At 71.7% G+C, this 26,506-nt stretch carries 27 protein-coding genes; 21 read left to right on the top strand and 6 right to left on the bottom strand.

Annotated elements, in window-relative coordinates; all coding sequences use genetic code 11:
* Window positions 1-29 precede the first annotated feature (29 nt).
* Window positions 30-1,382 carry a Bcr/CflA family multidrug efflux MFS transporter gene (locus ABZV93_RS12255; RefSeq protein WP_354933885.1) on the top strand — a complete coding sequence of 451 codons (1,353 nt, stop codon included), beginning with the start codon at window positions 30-32 and terminating at the stop codon, window positions 1,380-1,382.
* On the opposite strand, the gene cysC is transcribed toward ABZV93_RS12255, so the two are convergent.
* Both cysC and dtd read right to left on the bottom strand, forming a co-directional pair.
* Entirely contained in the window at window positions 1,357-2,640 is a 1,284-nt protein-coding gene (gene cysC, locus ABZV93_RS12250) for an adenylyl-sulfate kinase (RefSeq protein ID WP_354933884.1), read from the bottom strand. The two genes, ABZV93_RS12255 and cysC, sit on opposite strands and share 26 nt — an antisense overlap.
* A 7-nt stretch (window positions 2,641-2,647) precedes the next feature.
* On the bottom strand, window positions 2,648-3,073 hold the full coding sequence (gene dtd, locus ABZV93_RS12245) for a D-aminoacyl-tRNA deacylase (RefSeq protein WP_354933882.1): 426 nt from the start codon (window positions 3,071-3,073) through the stop codon (window positions 2,648-2,650).
* A 36-nt stretch (window positions 3,074-3,109) separates the two neighbouring features.
* Here dtd and ABZV93_RS12240 point away from each other — a divergent pair, with 36 nt between their 5' ends.
* The 11 genes from ABZV93_RS12240 to ABZV93_RS12190 all read left to right on the top strand — a co-directional run bounded on the left by ABZV93_RS12240 (window position 3,110) and on the right by ABZV93_RS12190 (window position 11,436).
* Entirely contained in the window at window positions 3,110-3,934 is an 825-nt protein-coding gene (locus tag ABZV93_RS12240; protein WP_354933880.1) for a 3-keto-5-aminohexanoate cleavage protein, read from the top strand.
* A 77-nt stretch (window positions 3,935-4,011) separates the two neighbouring features.
* Window positions 4,012-4,980 carry an asparaginase gene (locus ABZV93_RS12235; protein WP_354933878.1) on the top strand — a complete coding sequence of 323 codons (969 nt, stop codon included), beginning with the start codon at window positions 4,012-4,014 and terminating at the stop codon, window positions 4,978-4,980.
* 107 nt (window positions 4,981-5,087) lie between these two features.
* Window positions 5,088-5,516: a helix-turn-helix transcriptional regulator gene (locus ABZV93_RS12230; protein WP_354933876.1), complete on the top strand. Its 429-nt coding sequence runs from the start codon at window positions 5,088-5,090 to the stop codon at window positions 5,514-5,516.
* 1 nt (window position 5,517) lies between these two features.
* A complete protein-coding gene (locus tag ABZV93_RS12225) occupies window positions 5,518-6,279 on the top strand; it encodes a hypothetical protein (protein ID WP_354933875.1) in 762 nt (253 codons plus the stop codon).
* Window positions 6,280-6,519: 240 nt separating this feature from the next.
* Window positions 6,520-6,849, top strand: a complete 330-nt coding sequence (locus ABZV93_RS12220; RefSeq protein ID WP_354933873.1) for a DUF2516 family protein — start codon at window positions 6,520-6,522, stop codon at window positions 6,847-6,849.
* On the top strand, window positions 6,846-7,661 hold the full coding sequence (locus ABZV93_RS12215; RefSeq protein WP_354933871.1) for an alpha/beta hydrolase: 816 nt from the start codon (window positions 6,846-6,848) through the stop codon (window positions 7,659-7,661). The genes ABZV93_RS12220 and ABZV93_RS12215 overlap by 4 nt, the downstream gene beginning before the upstream one ends.
* A 9-nt stretch (window positions 7,662-7,670) precedes the next feature.
* Window positions 7,671-8,429, top strand: coding sequence for an alanyl-tRNA editing protein (locus ABZV93_RS12210; protein ID WP_354933869.1), 759 nt, complete (start codon window positions 7,671-7,673; stop codon window positions 8,427-8,429).
* A gap of 82 nt (window positions 8,430-8,511) precedes the next feature.
* Window positions 8,512-8,976, top strand: coding sequence for a DUF6069 family protein (locus ABZV93_RS12205; protein WP_092650138.1), 465 nt, complete (start codon window positions 8,512-8,514; stop codon window positions 8,974-8,976).
* The gene (locus ABZV93_RS12200; RefSeq protein WP_354933867.1) at window positions 8,973-9,518 is read left to right on the top strand and encodes an O-acetyl-ADP-ribose deacetylase; all 546 of its coding nucleotides are present in this window, start codon (window positions 8,973-8,975) and stop codon (window positions 9,516-9,518) included. The genes ABZV93_RS12205 and ABZV93_RS12200 overlap by 4 nt, the downstream gene beginning before the upstream one ends.
* Window positions 9,519-9,643: 125 nt before the next feature.
* Entirely contained in the window at window positions 9,644-10,888 is a 1,245-nt protein-coding gene (gene mshA, locus ABZV93_RS12195; RefSeq protein ID WP_354933990.1) for a D-inositol-3-phosphate glycosyltransferase, read from the top strand.
* A gap of 56 nt (window positions 10,889-10,944) precedes the next feature.
* A complete protein-coding gene (locus ABZV93_RS12190; RefSeq protein WP_354933865.1) occupies window positions 10,945-11,436 on the top strand; it encodes a YbjN domain-containing protein in 492 nt (163 codons plus the stop codon).
* 31 nt (window positions 11,437-11,467) lie between these two features.
* On the opposite strand, the gene ABZV93_RS12185 is transcribed toward ABZV93_RS12190, so the two are convergent.
* Complete coding sequence (locus ABZV93_RS12185; RefSeq protein ID WP_354933863.1) at window positions 11,468-11,917, bottom strand: PaaI family thioesterase; 450 nt, start codon at window positions 11,915-11,917, stop codon at window positions 11,468-11,470.
* A 62-nt stretch (window positions 11,918-11,979) separates the two neighbouring features.
* Between ABZV93_RS12185 and ABZV93_RS12180 the strand changes: the two genes are divergently transcribed.
* Window positions 11,980-12,738, top strand: coding sequence for a phosphoglyceromutase (locus tag ABZV93_RS12180; protein ID WP_354933861.1), 759 nt, complete (start codon window positions 11,980-11,982; stop codon window positions 12,736-12,738).
* 924 nt (window positions 12,739-13,662) lie between these two features.
* Window positions 13,663-17,364 (top strand): ABC transporter ATP-binding protein, encoded by a 3,702-nt coding sequence (locus tag ABZV93_RS12175; RefSeq protein WP_354933859.1) that lies wholly within the window; start codon window positions 13,663-13,665, stop codon window positions 17,362-17,364.
* Between the two features lie 124 nt (window positions 17,365-17,488).
* Here the strand turns inward: ABZV93_RS12175 and phoU are convergent, their stop codons facing one another.
* Window positions 17,489-18,142: a phosphate signaling complex protein PhoU gene (gene phoU / locus ABZV93_RS12170; protein WP_354933857.1), complete on the bottom strand. Its 654-nt coding sequence runs from the start codon at window positions 18,140-18,142 to the stop codon at window positions 17,489-17,491.
* A 134-nt stretch (window positions 18,143-18,276) separates the two neighbouring features.
* Between phoU and ABZV93_RS12165 the strand changes: the two genes are divergently transcribed.
* Together ABZV93_RS12165 and ABZV93_RS12160 are read left to right on the top strand one after the other, a co-directional pair.
* Complete coding sequence (locus tag ABZV93_RS12165) at window positions 18,277-19,602, top strand: ATP-binding protein (RefSeq protein ID WP_354933855.1); 1,326 nt, start codon at window positions 18,277-18,279, stop codon at window positions 19,600-19,602.
* A complete protein-coding gene (locus ABZV93_RS12160) occupies window positions 19,599-20,282 on the top strand; it encodes a response regulator transcription factor (RefSeq protein WP_354933853.1) in 684 nt (227 codons plus the stop codon). The genes ABZV93_RS12165 and ABZV93_RS12160 overlap by 4 nt, the downstream gene beginning before the upstream one ends.
* A gap of 20 nt (window positions 20,283-20,302) precedes the next feature.
* On the opposite strand, the gene ABZV93_RS12155 is transcribed toward ABZV93_RS12160, so the two are convergent.
* Window positions 20,303-20,830 carry a hypothetical protein gene (locus ABZV93_RS12155; protein WP_354933851.1) on the bottom strand — a complete coding sequence of 176 codons (528 nt, stop codon included), beginning with the start codon at window positions 20,828-20,830 and terminating at the stop codon, window positions 20,303-20,305.
* Window positions 20,831-20,920: 90 nt separating this feature from the next.
* Window positions 20,921-21,805 (bottom strand): AraC family transcriptional regulator, encoded by an 885-nt coding sequence (locus ABZV93_RS12150; RefSeq protein WP_354933849.1) that lies wholly within the window; start codon window positions 21,803-21,805, stop codon window positions 20,921-20,923.
* Between the two features lie 121 nt (window positions 21,806-21,926).
* On the opposite strand from ABZV93_RS12150, the gene ABZV93_RS12145 reads away from it, so the two are divergent.
* The 5 genes from ABZV93_RS12145 (at window position 21,927) to ABZV93_RS12125 (ending at window position 26,490) form a co-directional block, all read left to right on the top strand.
* A complete protein-coding gene (locus tag ABZV93_RS12145; RefSeq protein WP_354933847.1) occupies window positions 21,927-22,736 on the top strand; it encodes a phytanoyl-CoA dioxygenase family protein in 810 nt (269 codons plus the stop codon).
* A 145-nt stretch (window positions 22,737-22,881) separates the two neighbouring features.
* Complete coding sequence (locus tag ABZV93_RS12140; protein WP_092650113.1) at window positions 22,882-23,367, top strand: CarD family transcriptional regulator; 486 nt, start codon at window positions 22,882-22,884, stop codon at window positions 23,365-23,367.
* Between the two features lie 87 nt (window positions 23,368-23,454).
* Window positions 23,455-24,180: a 2-C-methyl-D-erythritol 4-phosphate cytidylyltransferase gene (ispD, locus tag ABZV93_RS12135; RefSeq protein WP_354933845.1), complete on the top strand. Its 726-nt coding sequence runs from the start codon at window positions 23,455-23,457 to the stop codon at window positions 24,178-24,180.
* 28 nt (window positions 24,181-24,208) lie between these two features.
* Window positions 24,209-24,682, top strand: coding sequence for a 2-C-methyl-D-erythritol 2,4-cyclodiphosphate synthase (gene ispF / locus ABZV93_RS12130; RefSeq protein WP_354933988.1), 474 nt, complete (start codon window positions 24,209-24,211; stop codon window positions 24,680-24,682).
* Between the two features lie 167 nt (window positions 24,683-24,849).
* Entirely contained in the window at window positions 24,850-26,490 is a 1,641-nt protein-coding gene (locus ABZV93_RS12125; protein WP_354933843.1) for an FAD-binding protein, read from the top strand.
* Window positions 26,491-26,506 lie beyond the last annotated feature (16 nt).

The following is a 26,506-nucleotide window of genomic DNA, read 5'->3' as shown; positions in this document are numbered from 1 at the left end:
ACCGCCCGGCCGCGGTTGCTGCGCTGACAATGTCCTCCGCCTCCACCCAGCCGCCCGACCAGTCAGCCGATCGATCGGCAGACCAGCAGGCCGATCGGGCCTCCGGCCAGCCGTCCGATCAGCCGGCCGGCCAGAGCCGGCGCCGGATCGCGCCGATGCTGATCGTCCTGCTCGGCGGGCTCACCGCTCTGGGGCCGATGACCATCGACCTCTACCTCCCGGCGCTGCCGCACATGACGCGGGAGCTGCACAGCAGCCAGACGTTGCTGCAGCTCACGCTCACCGCCGCGCTGGTGGGCCTCGCCGTCGGTCAGGCCGTGGTCGGCCCGCTCTCGGACGCGGTGGGCCGGCGCCGCCCACTGCTGGTTGGCCTCGGCACCTACGCCGTCGCCTCGGTGGTGTGTGCCGTCGCACCGACGATCGAGGTGCTGGTCGCCGGGCGGGTGGTGCAGGCGCTCGGCGGCGCGGCGGGGATCGTGATCGCCCGCGCGATCGTGCGTGACCTGGTGTCCGGCCGGGAGATCGCCCGGCTGTTCTCGCTGCTGTTGCTGGTCACCGGTCTGGCCCCGATCCTGGCGCCGGTCGTGGGTGGCCAGCTGCTACGGCTGGGCTCGTGGCGAATGCTGTTCGGGGTGCTGACGGCGTTCGGGGTGGTGCTGCTCCTCGGCGTCGTGTTCGGACTGCGGGAGACCCTGCCGGCCGAGCGCCGCCGTCACGGCGGGGCCCGGGACGCGGCCAACAGCTATCTGAGCCTGGTCCGCGACCGGTCGTTCCTCGGCTACGCGCTGGCCGGCGGCTTCGGGTTCGCCGGGATGTTCGCCTACATCTCCGGTTCGCCGTTCGTCTACCAGGAGGTCTTCGGGATCAGCCCGCAGTTCTACGGCGTGCTGTTCGGCCTGAACGGCCTCGGGCTCATGGCGTTCTCCCAGACCAACGGCCGGCTGGTCCGCAAGGTGGACCCGCGCCGGCTGCTGGCGATCGGCCAGTTCACGTCGCTGGCCGGTGCGATCCTGTTGGTCCTCGCGGCCGCGACGTCGGTCGGGGGAGTGGTGGGCGTCCTGCTGCCGCTGTTCGTGGCGGTGGCGAGCCTCGGCATGGTGGGGCCGAACGCGATGGCGCTCGGCCTGGCCCAGCACCCGGAGATGGCGGGTACGGCATCGGCACTGATCGGCACGCTGCAGTTCGTGGTGGGTGCGTTGGCAGGCCCGCTGGTCACCGCGGTCCAGGTGCGCTCGGCCTTGCCGATGGCGACCGTCGTCGCCGGGTGCGTGGTGCTCGGGATTCTGGCCCGGGCGCTCCTCACCAGGGACCGGTCGGAGGCGTCGGAGGAGCCGTCCGGACGGCCTGCTCGCCCGGTTACGGCGTCGGCGGAGGAGAGCTGAGCAGGCCGCGTTCGTCGAGCAGGCCGAGGACCTTCGCCACGGCGTCCTCCACGGTCACGTCGCTGGTGTCGAGGGCCAGATCGGCGTCGTCCGGCGGCTCGTACGGGTCGGAGATCCCGGTGAACTCGGGAATGAGCCCGGCCCGCGCCTTGGCGTAGAGGCCCTTGCGGTCGCGGCGTTCGCACTCGGCCAGCGGGGTCGAGACGTGGATCAGAACGAACGTACCGCCGGCGGCCTCCACCATCCGGCGTACTTCCGCCCGGGTCGCGGCGTACGGCGCGATCGGTGCGCAGATGGCGAGCCCGCCGTGCCGGGCCACCTCGGCGGCCACGAACCCGATCCGCGCGATGTTCGCCTCGCGGTCGGCGCGGGAGAAGCCGAGGCCGGCCGACAGCATCCGGCGTACGACGTCGCCGTCGAGCTGGGTGACCGTACGGTCGCCGCGTTCGAGCACCAGGTCGTGCAGGCGGCGGGCGAGTGTCGACTTGCCCGAGCCGGACAGGCCGGTGAAGAACACGACGAGCCCCCGCTGGTGGGCGCTCCGGGTCGCGGGCCCGAGGGCCGCGGCGACGGGCGCCGGGTGTCCGCCGCGGTCGCCGTCCCCACCGTCCTCGTCCGGGAGCCGCACCGGATCGCCGTACGCCCCGGCCACCAGGTCGCGGAGCGCGAGGTCGGCCGCCGGGTCCGCGCGAGCCGCGAGGGGTACGGGAACGACCAGCGGCTGCCCGGGCAGCAGTTCGGCGGCGGCGAGGGTGGCGCGGACCAGCGTGTGCGCCGAGACGCCCCGCGGTGAGCCGGCGCCGACCAGCGGGAGCAGCACCGTCGCGTCGTACCCGGCGACCGCGCCGGCCAGCCGGTCCAGCGCGGCCCGGTCCAGCGGAGCGTCCACCACGACCGCCGCCACCCTGGTGTCCGGGCCGAACGTGTCACGCACCTGCGCCGGACTGCGGTGCAGGTGACGGAACACGCCGTCCTCGCGCGGGCGCAACGGCGTGACGGTCCCGGTCAGCGTCCAGGCACCCGGCGCGGTCTCCGCCGCGACGGTGACGTCCAGCCGGGCCACCGGGGTGCCCTCGAGGTCGGTGAGCTCGGCGGCGGCGAGTTCGGGGGTGGCGTCCTCGCGGGACGCGACGTTCGCCGGCGCCGCCACGGTGACCTCGGCGAGGATGCCGTCCAGGGCCAGCGCCAGGTCGTCGTACTCCCGCGGCGACGGCGCCCACCGCGGGACTTCGGCGCCGGCACGCTCAGGCTCGCTCATCGACTGCTCACACCTCCATGACCAGCGTGACCGGTCCGTCGTTGACCATGCAGACCTCCATGTGCGCGCCGAACCGGCCGGTCTCCACGTGTGCCCCCAGGCCACGAAGTGCGGCGCAGAAGTGCTCCACCAGCGGTTCGGCGACCTCGCCGGGCGCGGCCTGCGACCAGGACGGCCGGCGGCCCTTGCGGGTGTCGGCGTACAGCGTGAACTGGCTGACCACCAGCAACGGCGCGCCCACGTCGGAGCAGGACCGCTCCTCGGGAAGGATCCGCAGCCCCCAGATCTTGCCGGCGAGCTTCTCCGCCAGCGCCGGGGTGTCGGTGTGGGTCGCGCCGAGCAGGACCAGCAGCCCCGGCTTGTCGATCGCGCCCACGGTCTCGCCGTCGACGACCACCCGGGCCTCGCTGACACGCTGGACGACCGCACGCATGGCCCCCATTGTTCCGGCTCTGTCAGGATGCGGTGCATGCCGACCCTCATCACCGTCGCCCCGACCGGGGCGGAGACCACCAAGGAGGCGTGTCCGACCCTGCCGACCACGCTGCCGGAGCTGGTCGAGACCGCCCGGCGCTGCCAGGACGCCGGGGCGGCGATGATCCACCTGCACATCCGCGACGCCGAGCACCGGCCCACCCTCGACGTCGGCCGGCTGCGGGCGGCGGTGGCCGCCGTACGCGCCGAGACCGACCTGGTGGTCCAGCTGTCCACCGGCGGCGCGGTCACCGACCCCCTCGAGGACCGGCTGCGGGTGCTGGACGCCGAACCCGACTCGTGCTCGCTCACGATGGGCACGGTCAATTTCGGTGACGACGTGTTCATCAACCCGTGGCCGTTCGTCACCCGGTTGTACGAGCTCAGCCAGGAGCGGGAGATCGTCCCGGAGTTCGAGCTGTTCGACCTCGGCCACGTGGCGGCGTTGCACCGGCTGCTGGACACCTACGGCCTGCCGTACGGCGGCCGGGTGCACGCGGACCTGGTGATGGGCGTTCCGGGCGGGATGCCCGGGGACACGGCCACTCTGGTGGCGGCGGTGCGGGCATTGCCGGAGGCAGTGACGTCGTGGTCGGCCACCGGTATCGGCCGGACGACCCTCCCGGTCGCGCTGGCCGCCCTCAGCTGCGGCGGCCACCTCCGGGTCGGCATGGAGGACACACTGAACTTCGCCCGGGGCCGCCCTGTACGCCACAACGACGAGCTGGTCGCCCGGGCCGCCCGGCTCGCCGAGCTGGCCCAGCGGCCGGCGATGTCGCCCGGCGAGGCGCGCGACCTGCTCAACGTCAAGCCGCGGTAGCCACGGCAGCTGCGGCGGCCCGCGACAGGGCGCGTCCTCATCGGCCGGGGGTAGGGTGCGGCCTCGTGTCGTCCCTGATGTCGTCTCAGCCCCCGCAGCCCGCCCACCTGCCCGTCCTCGCCGAGGTCGTCCGCTCCGGCTTCGTGGAGTGCCGCCACCACGGCTCGGTGGTGGTGCTGGACGCGGACGGTTCGACCGCGCTCGCCGTCGGTGACGTGGAGTCGCCGATCTACCCCCGCTCTGCCAACAAGCCGATGCAGGCGGCCGGCATGCTGCACAGCGGCCTGGACCTCGAGGGCGAGCTGCTGGCGCTGGCCACCGCGAGCCACTCCGGCGAGGAGTTCCACGTCGCGGGCGTACGCCGGATCCTGGCCGGCGCCGGGCTCACCGAGGACGACCTGCGCTGTCCGCCCGACTGGCCGGCCGACGTGGCCGCTCGGGACACGCTCGTCCGGGCCGGCGGGGGGCCCGCCCGGGTGACCATGAACTGCTCCGGCAAGCACGCCGCGATGCTCGCCACCTGCGTCGCGGCCGGCTGGCCGACGCAGACCTACCTCGACCCCGGTCACCCGTTGCAGAAGGCGATCCGGGAGTCGGTGGAACGCCTGGCGGCGGAGAAGGTCGCGCACACCGGGGTGGACGGCTGCGGCGCACCTCTGTTCGCGCTCAGCCTCACCGGCCTGGCCCGGGCGTTCCAGGCGATGGTGCGGGCACCGGAGGGCTCGCCCGAGGGACGGCTCGTGGCGACGGTCCGCGCCCACCCGGCGTACGTCAGCGGCAGCACCCGGGACGAGGCGGCGCTGATCGGCGCGACGCCGGGGCTGTTCGCCAAGGGTGGGGCCGAGGCCTGCTACGCGGTCGCGCTTCCGGACGGCCGGGCGGTCGCGCTGAAGATCGAGGACGGCGGCCAGCGGGCGCGCCCGGTGGTGATGGCCGCGGTGCTGCGCCGGCTGGGCGTCACCAATCCGGCCGTGGGGGACCAGGCGCACGCCGTGCTGACCGGCGGCGGGATCCCGGTCGGTGAGATCCGCGCCGTGGGTCTTTGAGCAGTCGACCGCCCGCCAGGGGTCTGCGCGTTCGGTGAATCGCGGAGTTCGCGACTCATATTTGCTGCCAGTTTGCGCTTGCTAGCTTTTGCAAGCACACTGGCGACGTGAAGGTCCGGTCTATCGGCACTCTCGGTGACTACGTGCGGGAGCAGCGGCGCAACGCCGAGCTCTCCCTGCGGCAGCTCGCCGACCTCGCCGGAGTGTCCAATCCCTATCTCAGCCAGATCGAGCGCGGCGTGCGCAAGCCGTCCGCCGAGGTGCTCCAGCAGCTGGCCAAGGCGCTGCGAGTTTCCGCGGAGGTTCTCTACGTCCGGGCCGGACTGCTCGACCCCACCGAGGGTGACGGCGAGCAGGACATTTCGGTCGAGATGGCCATTCACGCCGACCCAATTCTCTCGGTACGCCAGAAGCGGGTCCTGCTCGACATCTACTCGTCGTTTCGCCGTGAGGCCGACGAGGAAGAGACCAGTGAGCCGGAACGCGAGAGCACTACCCAGAACCGGGCTGTACGTCACGCCCGTCAGGAGGACTGACATGCCCCGCACCACTCGCAACAAGAACCTCAACGAGACCATCACCCCGCTCTACGTGCTGGCCGGTGCCGGCGACCTGGCAGTGGAGAAGATCCGCGAGATCTCCAAGATGGCCTCCAGCAAGATCTCCTCGCTGGAGACCACCGACCCGGCCGAGGTGTCCGACCGCATGCAGGTGCGGATCGAAGAGGGCGCCGACACCCTCGGGGTGGTGCTTCGCAGCGCCACCAGCGACATTCGCGAGCAGGCCAAGGGCATCTCCGGCCGCGCGCAGTCGGCCATGCAGGCGATGTGGATGTCCGCAGGCGACGCCTACGACGACCTGATCGAGCGCGGTGAGGGCGTCGTGAGCCACCTGCGCGGCCAGAACGGCCGGACCATCCAGCGCACGGCCGCCGGCGCGCGTGGCGGCCGGACCACCGCGGCCAAGAAGGCCGGCCGCTCGGCCACCAAGTCCGCCGGCACCTCGTCGACCGCGAAGAAGACGGCGAAGAAGTCGGCGAGCAAGTCGGCCGGCCGTTCGACCACGACGGCGTCGAAGTCGACGCGGACCGCGAGCAAGTCGACGACCCGCAAGCGGGCCGCGGCGAGCAAGGGCCGCGCCAACTCCTCGGGCTCTGCCGGCAACGGCCGCAAGTCCACCACCAGCGCGTCGAAGACCGCGCCGGCCGGCGCGGCCCGCCCGGCCAGCAGCAACACCACGACGGGGACGACCACGGCCAGCACGTCGTCGGCTCCCACGACCAACAGCACCAGCAGCTGAGCCCACGCGGCTCCGCCTCCCGTCCGGCGGGTCGACGCGGGTGGTGTCTCGGGGCGGACACCACCCGCGGTCACTCAGTACGCCCTCACCGGCCGCTGGTTGTGCCCCGGTTCGGCCTCTCTGACGCCTTTTCGTCCCTCGCCGGGCTTCGCTGTCCGCGGGCACGGGGAGATTCGGCAGGCCGCGGCGCGTGCGACCCGGCGGGCACGGGCCCGTGCCCGCGGCGGATACCCTCGGGGTGTGTACGCACCCACCACGATCGTCGGCTACCTCACGATCGCGCTCTGGCTCATCCTGCTGGTCATGAAGGCGTTCGCCCTCGGTGACGCCGTGATGCGGCCCGCGCAGGCCTTCCCGGCCGTCGACAAGCAGACCAAGCCGCTCTGGCTGATCCTCACCGGGCTCGCCCTGCTGATCCACCTCATCCCGCAGTTCGGGTCGCCGATCGGCCTGCTGAACATCGCCGGCACGATCGCCGCGGCGGTCTACCTCGTCGGTGTCCGCCCGGCCGTGCGCGAAGTCGGTGGCGGCAGGGGTGGACGGGGCGGCGGATCCTCCGGCGGCTGGTGACCGGTGAATCCCGCCCGGCGTACGTCCTGACCGGCTCGGGCAGCCCCACCACCGTCTTCGCGCCCGGGCTCGGCGGCTCCGTCGAACAGACCCGCCCCTTCGGCAGCGGGGTGCGGGGTACCCGGGCGTTCCTCGAGGCCAACGAGAAGTCCGGGCAGCACCTCACGTACGCCGATCTGGCCGGCGACGTACGCCGGATCGCCGACGAGCTCGGCGCGGCCCGCGCGGTCGGGGTGTCTCTCGGAGCAGGCGCGATCCTGCGGCTGCTGGCCACGGCGCCGGACCGGTTCGAACGCGTCGTCCTGCTGCTTCCGGCCGCTCTGGACCGCCCTCGCTCGGCACGGATCGCCACCCGGATGCGGGCGGCGGCCGGCGACGCCGACCGCGGTGACGTCGACGCCGTGGCCGCGGCCCTGCGTGCCCTGCAGCCCGCGTCGGCCCGTGACCGCGCCGATGTCGTGGCCTGGTCCCGGGACCGCGCGCGGGCGCTGGCGGGACCCGCGTTCGCGCGGGTACTGCGAGCATTCGCCGACCAGCAGCCGCTCGCCGACCGCGGCGTACTCACCGGCTGCACGGCCCCGGTCCTGGTGGTCGGCCAGGACGGCGACGAGGCCCATCCCGCCGACGTCGCGCGCGAGACGGCGGCGGCACTTCCGAACGCCGAGTTGGTGGTGTTCCCGCCCGGCGGCCTGCTCTGGGAACACCGGGCGGCGACCCGGGAGCGGATCAGCGCGTTCCTCAACGCCGTCGACGGCTCCGGCGGCGACAGTCCCGGCGGCGACGGACCGGGCGCTGTCGGTGGCCTCGCGTAGCGTGTGCGCATGACCACCGCCGACTTCGACCGCCACGGACGCACGCACCGGCTGGAGCTCACCGACCAGAGTGTGCGGGAGTGGGACGCCACGGTTCTCGACGCCGGTGCCGACGAGGGCATCGTGCTCGACCGGTCGGCGTTCTATCCCGGTGGCGGCGGCCAGCCACCCGACGAGGGCGTGCTGTTGTGGGGCGGCGTGCGCACCCGGATCGTCGGCGTACGCAAGGGCGACGACCTCGCGCTGCTCCCCCACGAGGACGATCCGATCCCGCCGGTGGGCACGTCCGTGCGCGGTGCGCTCGAGGACGCTCGCCGCACCGCGCTGATGCGCACCCACTCCGCCCTCCACCTGCTCGGCGGCGTGGTGTTCCGCGACTTCGGCGCCCTGATCACCGGGTCCAACATGAACCCCCTGGAGGGTCGGCTGGACTTCAACCTGGACACCCTGCCCGAGGGGTTCCGCGACCGGATCACCGAGGCGGCCAACACCGAGGTCGCCGCCGACCGGGCCATCGAGGTACGCGTGCTGCCGCGGGCGGAGGCGTTCGCGCTGCCCGACATCATCCGCACCGCGACCAACCTCGTCCCCGCCGACGTGGAGGTTGTGCGGTTGGTCGACATCACGGGTCTCGACGTGCAGGCCGACGCCGGCACCCACGTGGCGTCGACGCGCAGCATCGGCGAGATCGAGATCGCCAAGGTCGAGAACAAGGGCCGCGGCTTCCGCCGGGTGCGGGTGCGGCTGCGCCCGGAGCAGGCCGGCTGACCGCGGCGTGGTGATCGCCGAGCTGGCCGCTCACCCGTGGCCTGGCAGCATGCCGGGCAATAATGGGCCACGGGGGAACGCCATGACCGAGCATCCGAGGCCTCCGGTGCCCACGGAGGAGCGCCACCTGCCGGAGGTGGACGCGGGGCGGCTGTGGGCCGGCGGCCTGGCCACGGCCCTGGTGGCGGCGTTGATCGTGATCGTCGCCGCCTTCGTCATCCAGGCGTTCGTCACCATTCCGGTCGTACCACCCCTGGGAGCGACACACCTCGGCGACATGGTGACCCTCGCGTACGCCCTGCTGGCCGCCCTGGCCGCGATCGCCGCCACCGGACTGCTGCACGTGCTCCTGGTGGCCACTCCGCGCCCGCTGCTGTTCTTCTCCTGGATCGTGGCGCTCACCACCGTCGTCGCGGTGGTGACGCCGTTCCTGGCGGCCGCGAGCCGCAACAGCCAACTGATCACCGCCGCCATCAACCTGGTGGTCGGCATCGCCATCCTGTCGCTGCTGAACGGCGTCGGGCTCAGTGCTGTGAGGCGCCCGTGAGTCCCCGTGTCGTACTCCTCGAAGGTGACATCACCGCCCAGTCGGTCGATGTGGTGGTGAACGCCGCCAACGCCGCGATGCGCGGTGGCGGTGGAGTCGACGGGGCGATCCACCGGGCCGGCGGGCCGGCCATCCTGGCCGACTGCGTCCGGTTGTTCCCCGACGGCCTCGCCGTCGGCGGCGCCGGCGCGACGACGGCCGGCAACCTCCCCGCCCGCTGGGTGGTGCACGTCGTCGGCCCCAACTGGAACGCCGGCCAGCGCGACCGCGGCCTGCTGGCCGCCTGCTACCGCAACGCGCTCGGCGTGGCGGACGAGCTCGGCGCGGCGACGGTCGCGTTCCCGGCGATCTCGGCGGGCATCTTCGGCTGGCCCCTCGACGACGCGGCGCGGACGGCGATCCAGGTGGTCCGCGCCACCCCCACGCGGGTGGTGGAGGCGAGGTTCGTGCTGTTCACGACCGCGGCGTTCGGTGCGTTCTCCCAGGCGCTGGACGGTGGGCAGGGCGGCGGTCAGACGACCGGTTCGGACACCGGGGAATGACCCGCCGGCAGCCGGAGGTTGCAATGGATCAGGCCGACCGCGCCGTCGGCCGTGACCAGGAGCCGGGTCGTCGGCGGAGGAGGTGCGTCGGGGTGCGCTACGGATCGGTGCCCAGGCGGGTGGCCATGCTGAGCGTGCACACCTCGCCGCTGGACCAGCCGGGCACCGGCGACGCCGGGGGAATGAACGTCTACGTCGTCGAGCTCGCCCGCCGGATGGCGGCGCTGGGCATCGAGGTGGAGATCTTCACCCGGGCGACCAGCAGCGACCAGCCGCCGGTCGTCGAGGCCGAGCCCGGTGTCCGGGTGCGGCACGTGGTCGCCGGTCCGTTCGCGGGCCTGGCCAAGGACGAACTCCCCGCGCAGCTGTGCGCGTTCGCCCGCGGTGTGCTGCGCGCAGAGGCTGCCCACGACCTGGGCTGGTACGACCTGATCCACTCCCACTACTGGCTGTCCGGGCAGGTCGGCGCGCTGGCGAAGGAACGCTGGGGCGTCCCGCTGGTGCACTCCATGCACACCATGGCCAAGGTCAAGAACGCCCAGCTCGCCAAGGGCGACCGGCCCGAGCCGCGGGCCCGGGTGATCGGCGAGGAGCAGGTGGTGGAGGCGGCGGACTGGCTGGTCGCCAACACCGACGAGGAGGCCCGCCAGCTCATCGAGCTGTACGACGCAGACCCTGCAGGTGTGGTCACCGTCAACCCCGGCGTCGACCTGGAGGTCTTCGCCCCCGGCGACACCCGGTCCGCCCGGCGCGAGCTCGGCCTGCCCGACGACGCCGCGGTGCTGATGTTCGCCGGGCGGATCCAGCCGCTGAAGGCGCCGGACGTGCTGGTGCGTGCGGCCGCCGAGCTGCTGCGGACCCGGCCCGACCTGCGGCGCCGCCTGGTGGTCGCGGTCGTGGGCGGTCCGAGCGGATCGGGTACGTCCGCACCGGGCAAGCTCGCCCGGCTGACCCGCGACCTGGGCCTGGGCGACGTGGTGCGGTTCGTGCCGCCGGTCCGGCAGGCGGAGCTGGCACGGTGGTACCGCGCGGCGACCCTGGTGGCCGTTCCGTCGTACAACGAGTCCTTCGGGCTGGTGGCGCTGGAGGCGCAGGCATGCGGCACGCCCGTGGTGGCGGCCGCCACCGGCGGCCTGCTGACCGCGGTGGCCGACGACGTTTCCGGCGTGCTGGTCGGCGGCCACGATCCGCGCCGGTGGGCCCGGGTGCTGGGTGAGCTGCTCGACGACTCCGGCCGGCTCGCCCGGCTCGGCGCGGGCGGCGTACGCCACGCGCAGGGATTCGGTTGGGCGGTCACGGCGGCGCGCATGCTGGACGTCTACTCCGCGGCCCTCGCCCCGCCGGAACGCTCGGTCAGCATGCTCGGCTGATCGGTACCGTCGCGTCGGCGGGATCCCGCCCAGCCCGCCACGGCTACGGTGGGCGGGTGAGTGACGATCCCGCCGCCGTGATCCGGGCCACCCTCGCCGACGTGGGCGTCGACGCCGAGGAGCCGCGCCCCGGCTCCTTCGTGGTGCAGCTGCCCGGCGAACACAAGCTGCGCACCACGTGTGTGCTGAACGTCGGCGAGCAGGCGGTGACCGTGCACGCGTTCGTCGCCCGTCACCCGGACGAGAACCACGAGGGCGTCTACCGCTACCTGCTCGAACGTAACCTGCGGTTGTACGGCGTGGCGTTCGCCGTCGACCACCTGGGCGACATCCACCTCACCGGCAAGGTGGCCTTGACAGCGGTCACGCCGGCGGAGATCGACCGGATTCTCGGCACTGTCCTGGACGCGGCCGACTCCTCGTTCAACCAGTTGCTCGAACTCGGCTTCGCCGGCGCGATCCGCCGCGAGTGGAAATGGCGTACCTCGCGGGGTGAGTCGACAGCCAACCTGGCGGCGTTCCGCCATCTGATTCCAGACGACGAGTAGGCCCGGCGACGCGGGTCCCGGGTGCGGGGTCTCAGCTGCTCGGCCGGTCGATCGTGGCGATCGTTCCCTGGGCAACCGCGCACAGGGTCGACCTGCCGGCCTCGTCGTGGGCCGACACGTCGCAGCGCACCACCGCGAGCCGCCGCCCGCCGCTGACCACTATCGCCTCTGCGGCCAGTCGCTCGCCCTGCGCCGGTCGGAGGTAGTTGATCGAGAACCCGACGGTGGTCACCGCCGGGCCGAGCACCGAGCCACCGGCGAAGGTCATGGCGTTGTCGGCGAGGTAGCTGACCACGCCGCCGTGGGCGTGGCCGTACTGCTGCAGCAGGTGGGGACCGAGCGGAAGGGAGAGCTCGGCCAGGCCCGGCCGGAAGGCGTCCAGCCGGGCCTCCAGCAGCGAGCTGAACACCTGGGCGGCGAGCAGTTCGCGGCCCAATTGGAGGAGCGCCTCGGGGTCTTCGGGGAGTGAGAGAACGGTCACGCCGACCCAGTCAACCGTTCCGGGGTGCGGGCCGCCCAGGAAGCGTCGGTAAAGTCGGGCGCATGAGCGCAGAGCCGTACCGACTTGTCCTCCTCCGCCACGGCGAGAGCGAGTGGAACGCCAAGAACCTCTTCACCGGCTGGGTGGACGTCAACCTGTCCGCGACCGGTGAGGCGGAGGCCCGCCGCGGCGGGGAGCTCCTACGCGAGCGTGCCCTGCTGCCCGACGTCGTGCACACCTCCGTGCTGCGCCGGGCGATCCGCACCGCCGAGATCGCGCTGGACACCTGCGACCGCCACTGGCTCCCGGTCCGCCGCAGCTGGCGGCTCAACGAGCGGCACTATGGCGCGCTGCAGGGCAAGGACAAGAAGCAGACACTGGACCAGTTCGGCGAGGAGCAGTTCATGATCTGGCGGCGGTCGTACAACACGCCGCCCCCGCCGATCGAGGACGCCTCGGAGTTCTCCCAGGCAGGTGACGCCCGCTACGCCGACCTTCCGCCGGAAATCCTGCCCCGCACCGAATGTCTGGCCGACGTGGTCGAGCGGATGCTGCCGTACTGGTACGACGCGATCATCCCCGACCTGCGCCGTGGGTCGACGGTCCTGGTGGCCGCGCACGGCAACTCCATTCGTGCCCTGGTCAAGCACCTGGACGGGATGAGCGACGAGGCCGTCGTGGGGCTGAACATCCCGACCGGCGTACCGCTTCTGTACGAGCTCGACGAGCAGATGCGGCCGAGCAAGGTGGGCGGGGAGTACCTCGACCCGGCCGCGGCCGCCGCCGCGATCGAGGCGGTCAAGAACCAGGGCCGCCGCTGATCACTCGGCTCACACGCACGCCCGCGGACCGGCCGTGAAAAAAGGTACGACAAAGCTGCCGGTCCGACGTAACCGCGGACGGTACCGGGGCGTTGACAGTTCCGGGTGACCCAAGGCGTGGCGAGGTCACGTCGCGTCCATGATGTGGAAAGCGGTCGCGAGTTTCGCACGCCCCGGTTAGCCTTTTGCCATTCGCAGACGACGAAGCCTGCTTCCTTCTCTTCCTGGCCAACCCACAGCAGCAGTTGAGGTGCGTGCGCGCCATGTCAGCGTCACATCGGACGCTTCGCAAGATCCTTCCCTACCGACCCACAGTGCGGCGCTATCACCCGCACGTTCCCGCGTACTTCTTCCCGTCCATTCTCTTGTGACAGGGACCCTCGGCACGGGCGCCTGAGAGCACTCGTGTGGAGAGGGAACGCCGGACCCTGTGGCGAGCTGTAGCCACCTGAGTGGGATCGTTTCCACAACCCGGACCCGCGAGACGAGCTGACGCCTGCCGCGTTGCGGCTGGTGGCCGACCGTCGCGCCTGGCCCTGCCGTGCGCACCCGACTGGTGTGCCGTGGCGTGTCCGGGATGTGCCCTGAGGATCCCGCGCGCGGTCTGTTGCCTGCCATGGAGTCCGCGACTTCCTCTCCCGCACCTGCTCGAGATCGCGATCACCTCGCCGTCGGCGGACGAGGTGCCCGACCATGCCGGCCCTGTTGTGATGTGACTTCCGACGTTCCGCCGTCGGCGGGAAAAGACCAATCGTGTTTTCTCTTGGGTCCCGGGCCGGGGCTCGGACCAGACCTGTCCTGCCCACGCCACGTTCCGGCCGTTCGGCAGCGCTGTCCACCCCCATGCTGACCTCGTCGGTGTCGGTGGCTCGCCAGCCGGTGGTCCCGAAAACCCTTGTCCACAAGGGAGGTACGCCCGGCCCGGTGCAGCCTGATCCTGTCAAGGGCTGGTTGCGGTGGCTGGCGCCCTACCTCGGCCGTCATCGCCGCGCGCTGGTGACATCGCTGGTCGCGGCGACGGCATGGACCGCGGCGCTGGTCAGCGCGCCGCTGCTGCAGAAGATCGTGGTCGACGACGCGATCGTGGCGCGGACCAAGCCGGTGCTTCCCTGGGTGCTCGCCCTGGTCGGTGTCGTCGCACTCCGGGCCTGCGCCAGCGGTCTGTGGCGAGAGACGGGCGGCCGACTGAGCATCCACGTCCAGAACGACATCCGCGACGACCTCTACGCACACCTGCAGCATCTGGACGCCGCCGCGCACGAGCGAATGCAGAGCGGGCAGCTGGTCGCCCGGGTCAACTCCGACCTGGTGCTGATCCAACAGGCCGTCGGTCTGCTGCCGCCGGTGCTCGGCACCGTCCTGCAGGTGACCTTGGCCCTGTGCATCATGGCCACGTTGTCACCTCTGCTGGCGTTGGTGTTGTGCGGCGTTCTCGTGGTGCTGGTGACCGTCACCCGCCGGCTGCACATGCGGGTGTACGCCGCGTCCTGGGACGCCCAGCAACGTGAGGCGGACATGACCACGGTCGCCGAGGAGGCGATCACCGGCGTGCGGGTGGTGAAGGGGTTCGGCCAGGAGCGGGCCGAGCTCGGCCGGTTCGTGGAGTCGCTGACGGTCCTGTTCCGCTCGCGGGTGCGTGCGGTGCGCGAACGCTCGCCGCTGCTCGCCACGCTGCAGGCGTCGCCGCTCGCCGGCCAGGTGCTGGTGCTGCTGTTCGGTGGCTGGCTCGCCCTGAACGGCCACCTGACCGTCGGCACGTTCTTCGCGTTCCTCGCCTACCTGGCCGACCTGAACGGCTCGGCCCGGCTGCTGGCAATGGTGCTCACGCTGCTCCCGCGGGCGCGGTCGGGCACCGAGCGGATCGCCGAGGTGTTCGCCGTCCAGCCCGAGGTGCGCGACGAGGCGGCCCGTCCCGCGGCCGCCGACCCGGCCGAGGCCCGACCCGCGACGGCGCGGCCCGGGACCGACAGGACCGGCGGCAACGCCGAGCGCGGTGCGTTCGTGACCTTCGACGACGTGTCGTTCTCCTACCCCGACGGGCCGGAGGCGCTGGACGGGTTCAGCCTGGACGTCCTGCCCGGTGAGACCGTGGCGATCGTCGGGCCAACCGGGTCCGGCAAGTCCTCGGCACTGCAGCTGGTGTCCCGGCTGCGTGACGTGAGCTCGGGCCGGGTGCTGCTGGACGGTGTGGACGTACGAGAACTTCCGCTGCCGGACCTGCGCCGACGGGTCAGTGTGGTCTTCGACGAGGCGATGCTGCTGTCCGGTTCGATCCGGGACAACATCGCCTACGGCCGCGCGGACGCCACCGACGACGAGGTTGTCGCGATGGCGAAGATCGCCGCCATCCACGACTTCGTGACCAACCTCCCCGAGGGGTACGACACCGAGGTCGGGCAGGAGGGCCTAGGCCTGTCCGGCGGGCAGCGGCAGCGGATCGCGCTGGCCCGGGCGCTGGTGGCCGACGCGGACGTGCTCGTCCTGGACGACGCGACGTCGGCGGTGGACGTGCAGGTCGAGCGGCGCATCCTGGACGCGATGCGCGAGGTCGTCGACGGCCGCACCGTGATCGTCGTGGCCTACCGCGAGTCCACCGTCGCGCTGGCCGACCGGGTGGTCCTCGTGGACGGCGGGCGGGTGGTCGACCAGGGCACCCACGAGGAGTTGCTGGTCCGGTCGGAGCTGTACCAGGCGCTGATGTCGGAGCTGGCAGACACCAAGGGCGCCGAGGACGGTGAAGGCGCCGGCGACGGCGCGCAGGCCGCCTCGGCCGTGACACCCGAGGCGTGGGAGCCGTCGCAGACGGCGGTGAACCCGTTGCGGGCAAGGGTCGGCGACCCGGTGTCGCCGGAGCTGCTGTCCGCGCTGGCCGCGCTGCGTCCGGCCGCCGACGAGACCGCTGTCGACGTCGAGCGGGAGTCGAACCGGCACGAGCGGTTCAGGTTCACCAGGATGCTGCGGCCGCAGCGCTGGGGGATCCTGCTCGGTCTGGCGTTGCTGCTGGTGGACGCGCTGGCGGTGCTGGCCGGCCCGTTGCTGGTGCAGAACGGCCTGGAGCAGGCTCTGGGCAGCCGGTCGCTGGGCATGCTGCTGGTGACCTGTGCGGTGTTCGGGCTGGTGGCGCTGATCGACTGGAGCGACGTCTGGGCCACCACGTTCGTCACCGCGCGTACCACCGAGCGCATCCTGTACGCCTTGCGGATAAGGCTGTTCGCCCATCTGCAGCGGCTCGGCATGGACTACTACGACCGCACCCACGCGGGGCGGATCATGACCCGGCTCACCTCCGACGTCAACGCGGTGGCGGAGCTGATCCAGGCCGGGCTCACCAACGCCCTGGTCGCGATCGTCACGTTCACCGGCATGACGGCGGTGCTGCTGGTGCTCAACCCGACCCTCGCACTGGTGGTCCTGGCGGTCGTCCCGCCGGCGACGGTGGCCACGATCTGGTACCGCCGGGTGGTGGGTCCCGCGTACGAGGAGGCACGCGAGCTCAACTCCGCGCTGAACACCTACCTGCACGAGACCCTCGCGGTGCTGCCGGTCACCCAGGCGTTCCAGCGCGAGCACGCCAACCAGACGTACTTCCGCGGCCTTGCCGACCGGCAGTTCGTCGCCCGGCGGACGAGCAACCGCGCGACCGCGATGTACGTCGCGTTCATCGAACTGCTCGCCGGGCTCACTGTTGCCACCACGCTGCTGGTCGGCTGGCACCTGGTGGAGACGGGGCAGCTGCGGGTCGCCGAGCTGGTGCCGTTCCTGCTCTACCTCGCCCTGGCATTCGCGCCGATCCAGCAGATGGCGACGGTCTTCGACATCTACCAGCGGGCCCGCACCGGCGTCACCCGGATCGCGGCCCTGCTGGCGGAGGAGGTCAGCGTCCCCACGCCGGCCGAACCCACCGACGTCGGCACGCTGCGCGGCGACATCGAGCTGCGCGACGTCACGCTGCAGTACAACGGCACCCGCAAGCCCGCCTTGCGCGAGGCCAACCTGCGGGTCGACGCGGGTGAACGGGTGGCGTTCGTGGGGCAGACAGGTGCCGGGAAGTCCACGATCGCCAAGGTGATAACGAGGTTCTACGACGCCACCGGCGGGCAGGTCGAGATTGACGGTGCGCCGGTGACAGGGTTCGACCCGGAGAAGTTCCGGCAGTCGATCGGTTACGTCCCCCAGGAACCGTTCCTGTTCTCGCGCACGATCCGGGACAACATCGCCTACGGCATCCCGGACGTCACCGACGAGATGGTGGAGCAGGCCGCCCGCGCGGTGGGCGCGCACGACTTCATCGCCGGGCTGGACGGTGGTTACCTGCACGAGGTGCAGGAGCGCGGCCGGTCGTTGTCGGCGGGACAGCGGCAGTTGCTCTGCCTGGCAAGGGCGCTGGTGATGGACCCGCGGATCCTGGTGCTCGACGAGGCAACCTCACATCTGGACCTGCAGAGTGAGCGCCGGGTCGAGCAGGCGATGGCGAAGGTCGCTGCCGGCCGGACGACCATCGTGATCGCGCACCGGCCGCAGACGCTGCGGTGGGTGGACCGGATCGTCACCGTGCACGACGGGCAGGTGGTCGCCGACCAGACCGCCGAGCAGTTCCAGGCCGCCCGGGTCGCCTCGGCGCAGTAGCGAGGGCAACGAAGAAACCGGGGCCGGTGTCGGATTCGACACCGGCCCCGGTCACGTTCGGCGGACGCCCGGACCTGTCAGGACCCTGTCAGGCAACCCGTCAGGCCACCCGTCAGGCCACTCGTCAGGACGAACGGACCGGTACGTCTCCGGTCACGAGGTAGATCACCCGGCGGGCCATGGAGACCGCGTGGTCGGCGATGCGTTCGTAGTAGCGGCCCAGCAGGGCGATGTCGATCGCGGCCTCGACCCCGTGCGACCAGTCCTTGTCCAGCACGATGTGGAACAGCGACCGCCGCAGCCGGTCCATCTGGTCGTCCTCGGCCACCAGGTCGACCGCCTGGGTGACGTCGGAGGACGCCACGGTCTGCGCGACCTTGTGCACCATGCGCTCCGCCACCGAGCCCATCTCGGCGATCGTGTCGTGAAGCTCGGCCGGGATCGCACACTCGGGGTAGCGCATCCGGGCGATCTTGGCGACGTGCTCGGCGAGGTCGCCCATCCGCTCCAGGTCGGCCACCATCCGCAGCGCGGCCACCAGGGCGCGCAGGTCACTGGCAACCGGCTGTTGCAGGGCAAGCTGCTCGAACGTGCGTTCCTCGACCAGTGACTGCAAACGGTCGATCTGGGCATCCGCGGCGATCACCCGCTCTGCCCGCCGGGCGTCGGCCTCCAGCAGGGCGCCAGTCCCCTCCCGGACGGCGACCTCCACCAGGTTGGCCATTTCGACCATGCGGTCGGTCAGATGCTGAAGCTGCTCGTGAAACGCGTCTCGCATAGCGAACACCGTAGGTGATTCAGGTGACGAGGCGGAGTACGCGGCCAAACAACGGGTGAACTCTGGCTGTCGGCTGTGCGGATCACCGCCCCCGACGAGGGCTTTCGCTGGGAACGTCGGCTTACCATCGGGGCGTGGAAGCGACGCTCGCCGCGACCCTCAGCGGCCTGGTCGGCCTCGCCATCGGCGCGGTCGCGGTCCTCGCCTTCCGGTTGAGCGAAGGCGCCCAGACCAGGGCGCCGGACGAGCCGGAGCCGGCCGTACCCCCCGACGTGGCGAAGGTCCTCGCCGTGCTGCGCTCGGCCGCCGTGGTCGTCGGTCCCCACGACGAGGTACGCCAGGCCAGCGCCCCGGCCCGGTCGTTCGGGCTGGTCCGCGGCAGCCGGATCGTGGTCGAGGACCTCCTCGAACTCGTGCGCGAGGTGCGCCGCGACGGTGAGATCCGGCAGTGCGACCTGGAGCTTCCCCGCAGCCGCTTCGGCCAGGACACCCTGTCCGTTTTCGCCCGGGTCGCCCCGCTGGGCAGCCAGCTGATCCTGGTGCTGGTCGAGGACCGCACCAAGGAACGCCGGATCGACACCATCCGGCGTGATTTCGTCGCCAACGTCAGCCACGAGCTGAAGACCCCGATCGGGGCCCTGGTCCTGCTGGCCGAGGCGGTCCAGCACGCCGCGGACGACCCCGAGGCGGTCCAGCGGTTCGCCGGCCGGATGCAGGTCGAGAGCGACCGGCTGACCCGGCTGGTGCAGCAGATCATCGAGCTGTCCCGCGTCCAGGCCGACGACCCGGTGGAGGAGGCCGCGGCGGTCGAGCTGGACCTGGTGGTCGACGGCGCGCTGGACCGGTCCCGGGTGGACGCGCAGACCAAGCAGGTCACGCTGGTCCGGGCCGGGGACACCGGCCTCAGCGTGACCGGAAGCGCCCAGCAGCTGATCATCGCGCTCGGCAACCTGGTCGAGAACGCCGTGACGTACAGCCCCGAGTACACCCGCGTGGTGGTCGACGTACGCCGGCGGCCCGCGGCCACCATGGACGGTTTCGGTCCGGGGTTCGGCCCGATGGTCGAGATCGCGGTCTCCGACCAGGGCGTCGGGATCCCGGAGAAGGAGCTGGAGCGGGTCTTCGAACGCTTCTACCGGGTGGACCGCGCCCGCAGCCGGCAGACCGGCGGCACCGGACTCGGCCTGTCCATCGTCAAGCACGTGGCGGCCAGCCACGGCGGGGCGGTCGACGTGTGGAGCGTGGAGGGGGAGGGCTCGACCTTCACCCTCCTGCTGCCGCTGCGTCCGGACCCCGCGGAGTCCTCCGCGCCCGTCCGCGAGATCGGCTCGGTCCGCCTTCCCGGCCCGGCCGAGCTTCCCGGCCCCGAGCAGCACAACCCCACGACCAGACCCGCAACCAGACCCGCCATGCCGGCGGACGCGAGTGGCGTACGCCGCCCGAAGGAGGCAACCCGGTGACCCGTGTGCTCGTCGTGGAGGACGAGGAAAGCTACAGCGACGCGCTGTCGTACGTGCTCCGCAAGGAGGGGTTCGAGGTCGCGCTGGCGGCCACCGGCACCGTCGCGCTGGAGGAGTTCGAACGCGGCGGCGCCGACATCGTGTTGCTCGACCTCATGTTGCCCGGGCTGTCCGGCACCGAGGTCTGCCGCGAGCTTCGCCGTACATCCAACGTCCCGGTCATCATGGTGACCGCGAAGGACACCGAGATCGACAAGGTGGTGGGCCTGGAGCTGGGTGCCGACGACTACGTCACCAAGCCCTACAGCCCCCGTGAGCTCGTCGCCCGGATCCGTGCGGTGCTGCGCCGCGGCACCGAGCCGACGGGCGAGGTCGTCCAGGCCACGCTGGAGGGCGGGCCGGTCCGGATGGACGTCGAACGCCACGTGGTGTCGGTGAGCGGCGACGACGTTCGCCTGCCGCTGAAGGAGTTCGAGCTGCTGGAGATGTTCCTGCGCAACACCGGCCGGGTGCTGACCCGGGGGCAGCTGATCGACCGGGTGTGGGGCGCGGACTACGTGGGTGACACCAAGACGCTGGACGTGCACGTCAAGCGGCTGCGGGCCAAGATCGAGCCGGACCCCGGAAACCCACGTCACCTGGTGACGGTGCGCGGGCTGGGCTACAAGTTCGAGGGCTAGGCCTCGTCACGCTCCGGTGCTCAGCCGGGGATCGGCTTCGCCGTGCGCTTCGGCGTGGGGCCACCGGGCGGCGGCACGGTGGCCCAGAAGCCCTTGCGGGGCACGACCAGGATGTCGAGGCGTACGCTGCCCGCGCGCCGGAACTCGAACGTCACCGGAACGACCAGGCCGGGCTTCAGGCCTGCGCCGGTCAGTGCGGTGGGTACCGCGGCACCCAGGATGGTGTCAACGCCGAGCACCCGCGTACCGCCGGCCGGCAGCGGCAGCGTGCCCGAGCCCACCATGCCCCGGCCACCAGTCACCCGGACACCGGTCAGGGCGTCGGCTCGGGAGCCGGTGTTGAAGATCACGCCGACCAGTGTGGCCTCGCCCTCGCGCGGCGCGACCGCGACGACGTTGCGAAGCTGCAGGGCGTCGTGGTTGGTCCACACGCCGTCGGCCGGGGTGTAGGGCGTCTGGGAAGCGTCGGAGCCACAGCCTGCGAGAACGGGCAGAGCGATGGCGACCAGGCCGGCGGCAAGGCCGCGGCCGATCCTCGATGACAGCACGGCGTTCCTTCCTCGGTGTCATACCCGGCGCGTGGCACAGCGTATCGGGCCTGCCTGAACTCACTGAAGCCAAGGGCGAGGCCGCGGGTCCTACGGAACGAACGCACGCCGGGCACGCCGCCGGTACTCCCGGGGGGAGAGTTCGTGTGCCCGGTGGAAGCAACGGGTGAAGTACGACTGACTGGCGAAACCGGTCCGGTGGGCGATCGCGGTGACCGTGAGGTCGGTGGTGGCCAGCAGGACCCGGGCGCGTTCGAGCCGCAGTTCGGTGACGAAACGCGTCGGTGACGTCGCGTAGTGGGTGCTCATGGACCGGGCCAGATGGGCACCGCTCACGGCGGCGAGCTCACGAAGCCGAGGTACCCCCGCCCGCAGGTTGTCCTCGGCGCGCATGTCGGCGCAGGCGCGTACCAGCCAGGCCGGGCGGAGCTCGCCCGCGCGCGTACCGGAGCCGGCCCCGTCGGCGTCGGCGTGCGCGTCGAAGGGGCCGAGGGCGAGGATCTGCGACCAGAACCCGATCAGGTCGAGCATCGTCGGCGTGTGGTGGAACGCCGCCAGCGCGCGGTCGAACGCCGCCCGCCCGGCCTCGCCCCGCTCACCGCGCAGCGCCAGCAGCGGAGGATCCGGACGCTGCTCCCACGCCCCGTCCGGATCGGCTCCGGCGAGGGCGACGAACGACCGCCAGGCCGGCGCGGGAAAGGCGACGTTGACGAAGGTCACCCCGGCCGCCGACCGGCCGGCGATCGCGTGCTGGTCGCGGGGGCGGACGAGGACCACGTCGCCTGGCTCCAGGGCCTGGACGCCGGTGCCGACGTGATGGTCGGCGTACCCGTCGACGACGGCCATCAGCTCGTAGAAGTCCGCGTGGCCGTGCCGGTCGGACCCGCCCGAGCGGGGGCCGAGGCGGACCTGGGCGGCGTGGTAGGCCCGCCCCAGGGCATGGGACTGGAACCGCAGCGGCTGCCGGGAGGGCATGTCAGAAAAGTACACATTCCCGCATCGGCAGTGCTATCGCGCGACCGGCATCGGCGCCGAGGATGGACCCAGGGCGCGGACGTGCCTTTCAGGACGAGGACGGACGAAGGGGACGAGTTCGATGAGCGCGGAGGCAAGTGCACAGGCAAGCGCAGTGGCACTGGACGAACGCGAAGCACGCGAACGCTACGACGCCGACGGCTACGTGATCTTCCGCGACGTCATCGACGCCGACCTGATCAAGGAAGTGAACGCCCACGTCGACTGGCTGCAGGCCCGCCACCCCGAGCTGCGGCCCGAGCAGCTGGGACATGTTCTGATGCAGCACGACCCGTTCTGGGTGCGTCTGATCGGGGACGACCGGTTGGTCGACATCGCGCAGATGTTCATCGGACCGGACGTCGCGTTGTTCGCGTCCCACTACATCTGCAAGCCGCCGTTCGCGGGCCAGCCGGTCCTGTGGCACCAGGACGGCGCGTTCTGGCCTTTGGAGCCGATGAAGGTCGTCACGCTGTGGCTGGCGGTCGACCCGTCGACTCCGGAGAACGGATGCGTACGTCTGGTCCCGGGCTCACACAAGTGGGACGTCGCGGGGATGCGGGACAACACCGACGTGGAAAGTGTGCTGGGCAAGGAGATCGCGGTCGACGTGGACGAGGACCAGGCCGTCGACATGGTGCTGCAGCCCGGCGACGTGGAGGTCCACCATCCGCACATCGTGCACGGGAGCAACGCGAACACCTCGCCACGACGCCGATGCGGGCTCACGATCCGCTATATTCCGACCACGACTCGTATCGTCTCCGACGAGTTGCCGTGGCCGAGCGCGTTCCATCTGCGCGGTGCTCCGGGCGTCAATCCGTACCAACCGAAGCCGGTGTACGTCGAGGGGAAACACCTGCCGTTCCGGGGCTGCGAGGCCTGGTCGTAACCGCTCCTTGCAGGCCCTTTCACCTGCCCGAGCATGCCCCGACGCCGGTTGTCAACCCCCCATCCCCGCGCTGACCTGCGGAAACGTCGAGGGTGTCAGGATCGCCCCGTGTTACCCTTGTCACCGAGGAAGGGGTACCTGACATATGACTTTCAAGGTCGGCGAGACAGTGGTGTACCCCCATCATGGGGCTGCCGTCATCGATGACATCGAGACACGCAAGATCAAGGGCGTGGACAAGACCTACCTCGTCCTGCGGATCGTGGCACAAAGCGATCTCGTTGTCCGGGTCCCGGCGGACAACGTCGACCTGGTCGGCGTCCGCGACGTAGTGGGTCAGGAAGGTCTGGAGAAGGTCTTCGAGGTTCTCCGTGCACCACACACGGAGGAGCCGACCAACTGGTCGCGGCGCTACAAGGCCAACCTCGAGAAGCTTGCCTCCGGTGACGTGATCAAGGTGGCGGAGGTCGTCCGCGACCTGTGGCGCCGGGAGCGGGACCGCGGGCTTTCAGCGGGCGAGAAGCGGATGCTGGCGAAGGCCCGGCAGATACTCGTCTCCGAGCTGGCGCTGGCGGAGAACACAAACGAGGACAAAGCGGAAGCCCTCCTCGACGAGGTGCTCGCTTCCTGACGACGTGCGCGAGCCTCGACCCCGGTTGACGCCGGGGTCGAGGCTTCTCCTGCGCCCGCACTACTTCCGTACGACTTCACAGAACTGATGAGAACCGCAGCGATCATTCCGGCCGCCGGCCGCGGCGAACGCCTGGGCCCCGGTGTGCCGAAGGCGCTCCGCGAGCTTGGCGGCGCACCGCTGCTCGTGCACGCGGTCAGGGCGGTGGACCGCGCCCGGTCGGTCGACCTCGTGGTGGTGGCCGCACCCCCCGACGACAGGGCGGGCGTCGAACGCCTGCTGGCCGACTACGAGTGGATCGGCGAGGTACTCGTCGTCGCCGGTGGCCTCGACCGGCAGCAGTCCGTGGCCCGCGCGCTGGCCAGCCTTCCCGAGGACGTGGACGTCGTTCTGGTCCACGACGCGGCCCGGCCCCTCGCGCCACCGGAACTGGTGGACGCGGTGGCCGGGACCATCCGCCGCGGCGCCGCCGCCTGCGTGCCCGTCGTTCCTCTCGCCGACACCGTGAAGGTGGTCGCCGACGATCAGGTGGTCCGCACCCTGGACCGGTCCTCGTTGCGTGCGGTCCAGACTCCGCAGGGGTTCCGGCGGCCTGTGCTGGTGGCCGCGCACGCGGCGGTGGAGCAGGCCCTGGCCGATGGCGGACTACCGGACGTCCCACCGGTCACCGACGACGCCGGCATGGTCGAGCGCCAGGGCGTCCCGGTGGTGGCCGTTCCCGGCTCGGAGGAGGCGTTCAAGGTGACCAGGCCGCTGGACCTGCTGACCGCGGAGGCGCTGCTGACCCGGCGGAGGGCCGCCGGTGCTCGCTGAGCCGCCCACTGAGTCATCCGCCGCGTTCGTGCTTCCCCGCGTGGGTGTGGGCGTCGACGTCCACCCCTTCGCGCCCGGTCGGCCGATGTGGGTCGCCGGTCTGCACTGGCCTCAGGAGGACGTCGGGCTGTCCGGGCACTCCGACGGGGACGTGGCCGCGCACGCCTGCTGCGACGCGATCCTGACCGCCGCGGGGCTCGGCGACCTCGGTGCCCAGATCGGCACGTCGGACCCGGTGTGGGCCGGTGCCTCCGGTGTGGCGCTGCTGACCGAGATGGCCGGCCGGGTCCGAGAGGCGGGGTGGCGGATCGGGAACGTCTCGGTGCAGGTGGTCGGTGTCCGGCCCCGGATGGCCGCACGCCGGGTCGAGGCCGAGCAGGTGCTGGGCGAGGCGTGCGGTGCGCCGGTGAGCGTGGCCGCGAAGACGACCGACGGGCTCGGGTTCACCGGACGCGGCGAGGGGCTGGCGGCGTTCGCCACCGCCCTGCTCGTCCCTGCCTGAAGTCCTGCCCGAGTCCCTGCCTGAGTAGGCGTACCCGCCTGAGTCGTACCCGACCGGCGGACATCAGATCCACTGATCGGTGGATGTGCGGCTTGCTGACGCGTCGTTACGTTCGTGGGGCCGGTGGCACGAACAGCGTGACCGCCTTGCCAGGAACGGATTTCGCGATGACGGACGTGACCAGACGGGGCTTCCTCGGTAGCGCCGCCCTTGCCGGAGTGGCGGGTGCCGGGGTGGTGGGAACGCAGGCGAACGGCGCCGGAGTGGCGCTGGCGGACACCGGGGCTTCGGCCGCGGCCCGCGGTGGCGGTCCGGGCGCCGGCGGTGTCGGTCCGGACGACCCGAGGTATGCCGACCTGATGCTGCGCGGCCAGAACCGCCGGTTCGTCGGGCATCCCGACCGCATCGAGGTGGTGCGTTCCACCGAGGACGTCGTACGTGCGGTCGAGAAGGCGGCCCGGTCCGGCCGTCGGGTCGCGGTGCGCGGCGGCGGGCACTGCTTCGAGAACTTCGTCGACGACCCCGACGTGAAGGTGGTCGTCGACATGTCGGCGCTGTCGGAGGTTACCTGGGACCACCGCCGCGGCGCGTTCGCCGTCGAGGCGGGCGCGACTCTAGAGCAGGTGTACAAGGCGCTGCTGTTCGGCTGGGGCGTCACCGTACCGGGCGGCGGCTGCCTGTCGGTCGGGGTCGGCGGCCACTTCAGCGGCGGCGGGTACGGCCCGCTGTCGCGGCTGCACGGCTCGGTGGTGGACCACCTGTACGGCGTGGAAGTGGTGGTCGTGGACAGGTCCGGGCACGCCCGGCCGGTGGTGGCGACCCGGGATCCGCGCGACCCGCACCGTGACCTGTGGTGGGCGCACACCGGCGGTGGCGGCGGGAACTTCGGCGTGGTCACCCGCTACTTCCTGTGCAGCCACGGAGCGTCCGGCAACGATCCCACCCGGGCGCTGCCCAGGCCGCCGGCCACGCTGCTCAGTGCGTTCGTCGCGTGGGACTGGAAGACCGTCACCGCGGAGTCGTTCGGGCGCACGATGGCGAACTACTTCGCGTGGTACGAGAAGCACGCCGGCGCGGACTCGCCGTACGCCAGTCTCTACAGCCCGTTCCTCATCCCGACCAGTGCGGCCGACGGGTTCCTGCTGTCCACGCAGTTCGACGGGACGCTGCCCGATGCCAAGGCGAAGTTGACAGCGTTCCACGAGGCGATCACGGACGGCGTTTCGCCGAGGCCCTACGTGGGTGAGCCCACGGAGGGCCCGTTCCTCAACACGACGCTCACGCGCTCCATCCAGGAGACCCAACAGCCGGGCCGGGGGAAGTACAAGGCGGCCTACCTGCGCAAGGGGTACACCGCCGAGCAGGTGGCCACGATCCACCGGCACCTCACCGACCCGGACTACCGCAACCCCCAGTCGCTGGCGTTGTTCGTTCCGTACGGCGGCAAGGTCAACACGGTCGCCCCGGCCGCGACCGCCACCGCGCAGCGGAGCTCGATCATGAAGGTGGTCTACGCGTCGTCCTGGACCGACCCGGCGCGCGACGAGCAGGAGGTCGCCTGGGCCCGGAACATCTACCGGGACGTGTACGCCGACACCGGCGGGGTGCCGGTGCCGAACGCCGCCAACGACGGGTCGTACATCAACTATCCCGACCGTGACCTCGCCGACCCGCGGTGGAACACCTCCGGGGTGCCCTGGCACACCCTGTACTACAAGGGGAACTACCCGCGGCTGCAGCGGATCAAGGCCCACTACGATCCGCGCGGCGTGTTCGGCCACGATCTCGGCATCGAGCCGGCCCGCTGACGGGGGAATTCGGGTG

Origin of the sequence: Actinopolymorpha sp. NPDC004070 (assembly GCF_040610475.1) — a bacterium.
GTDB lineage: Bacteria > Actinomycetota > Actinomycetes > Propionibacteriales > Actinopolymorphaceae > Actinopolymorpha.
This window is presented reverse-complemented; position numbering and strand designations above follow the sequence as displayed.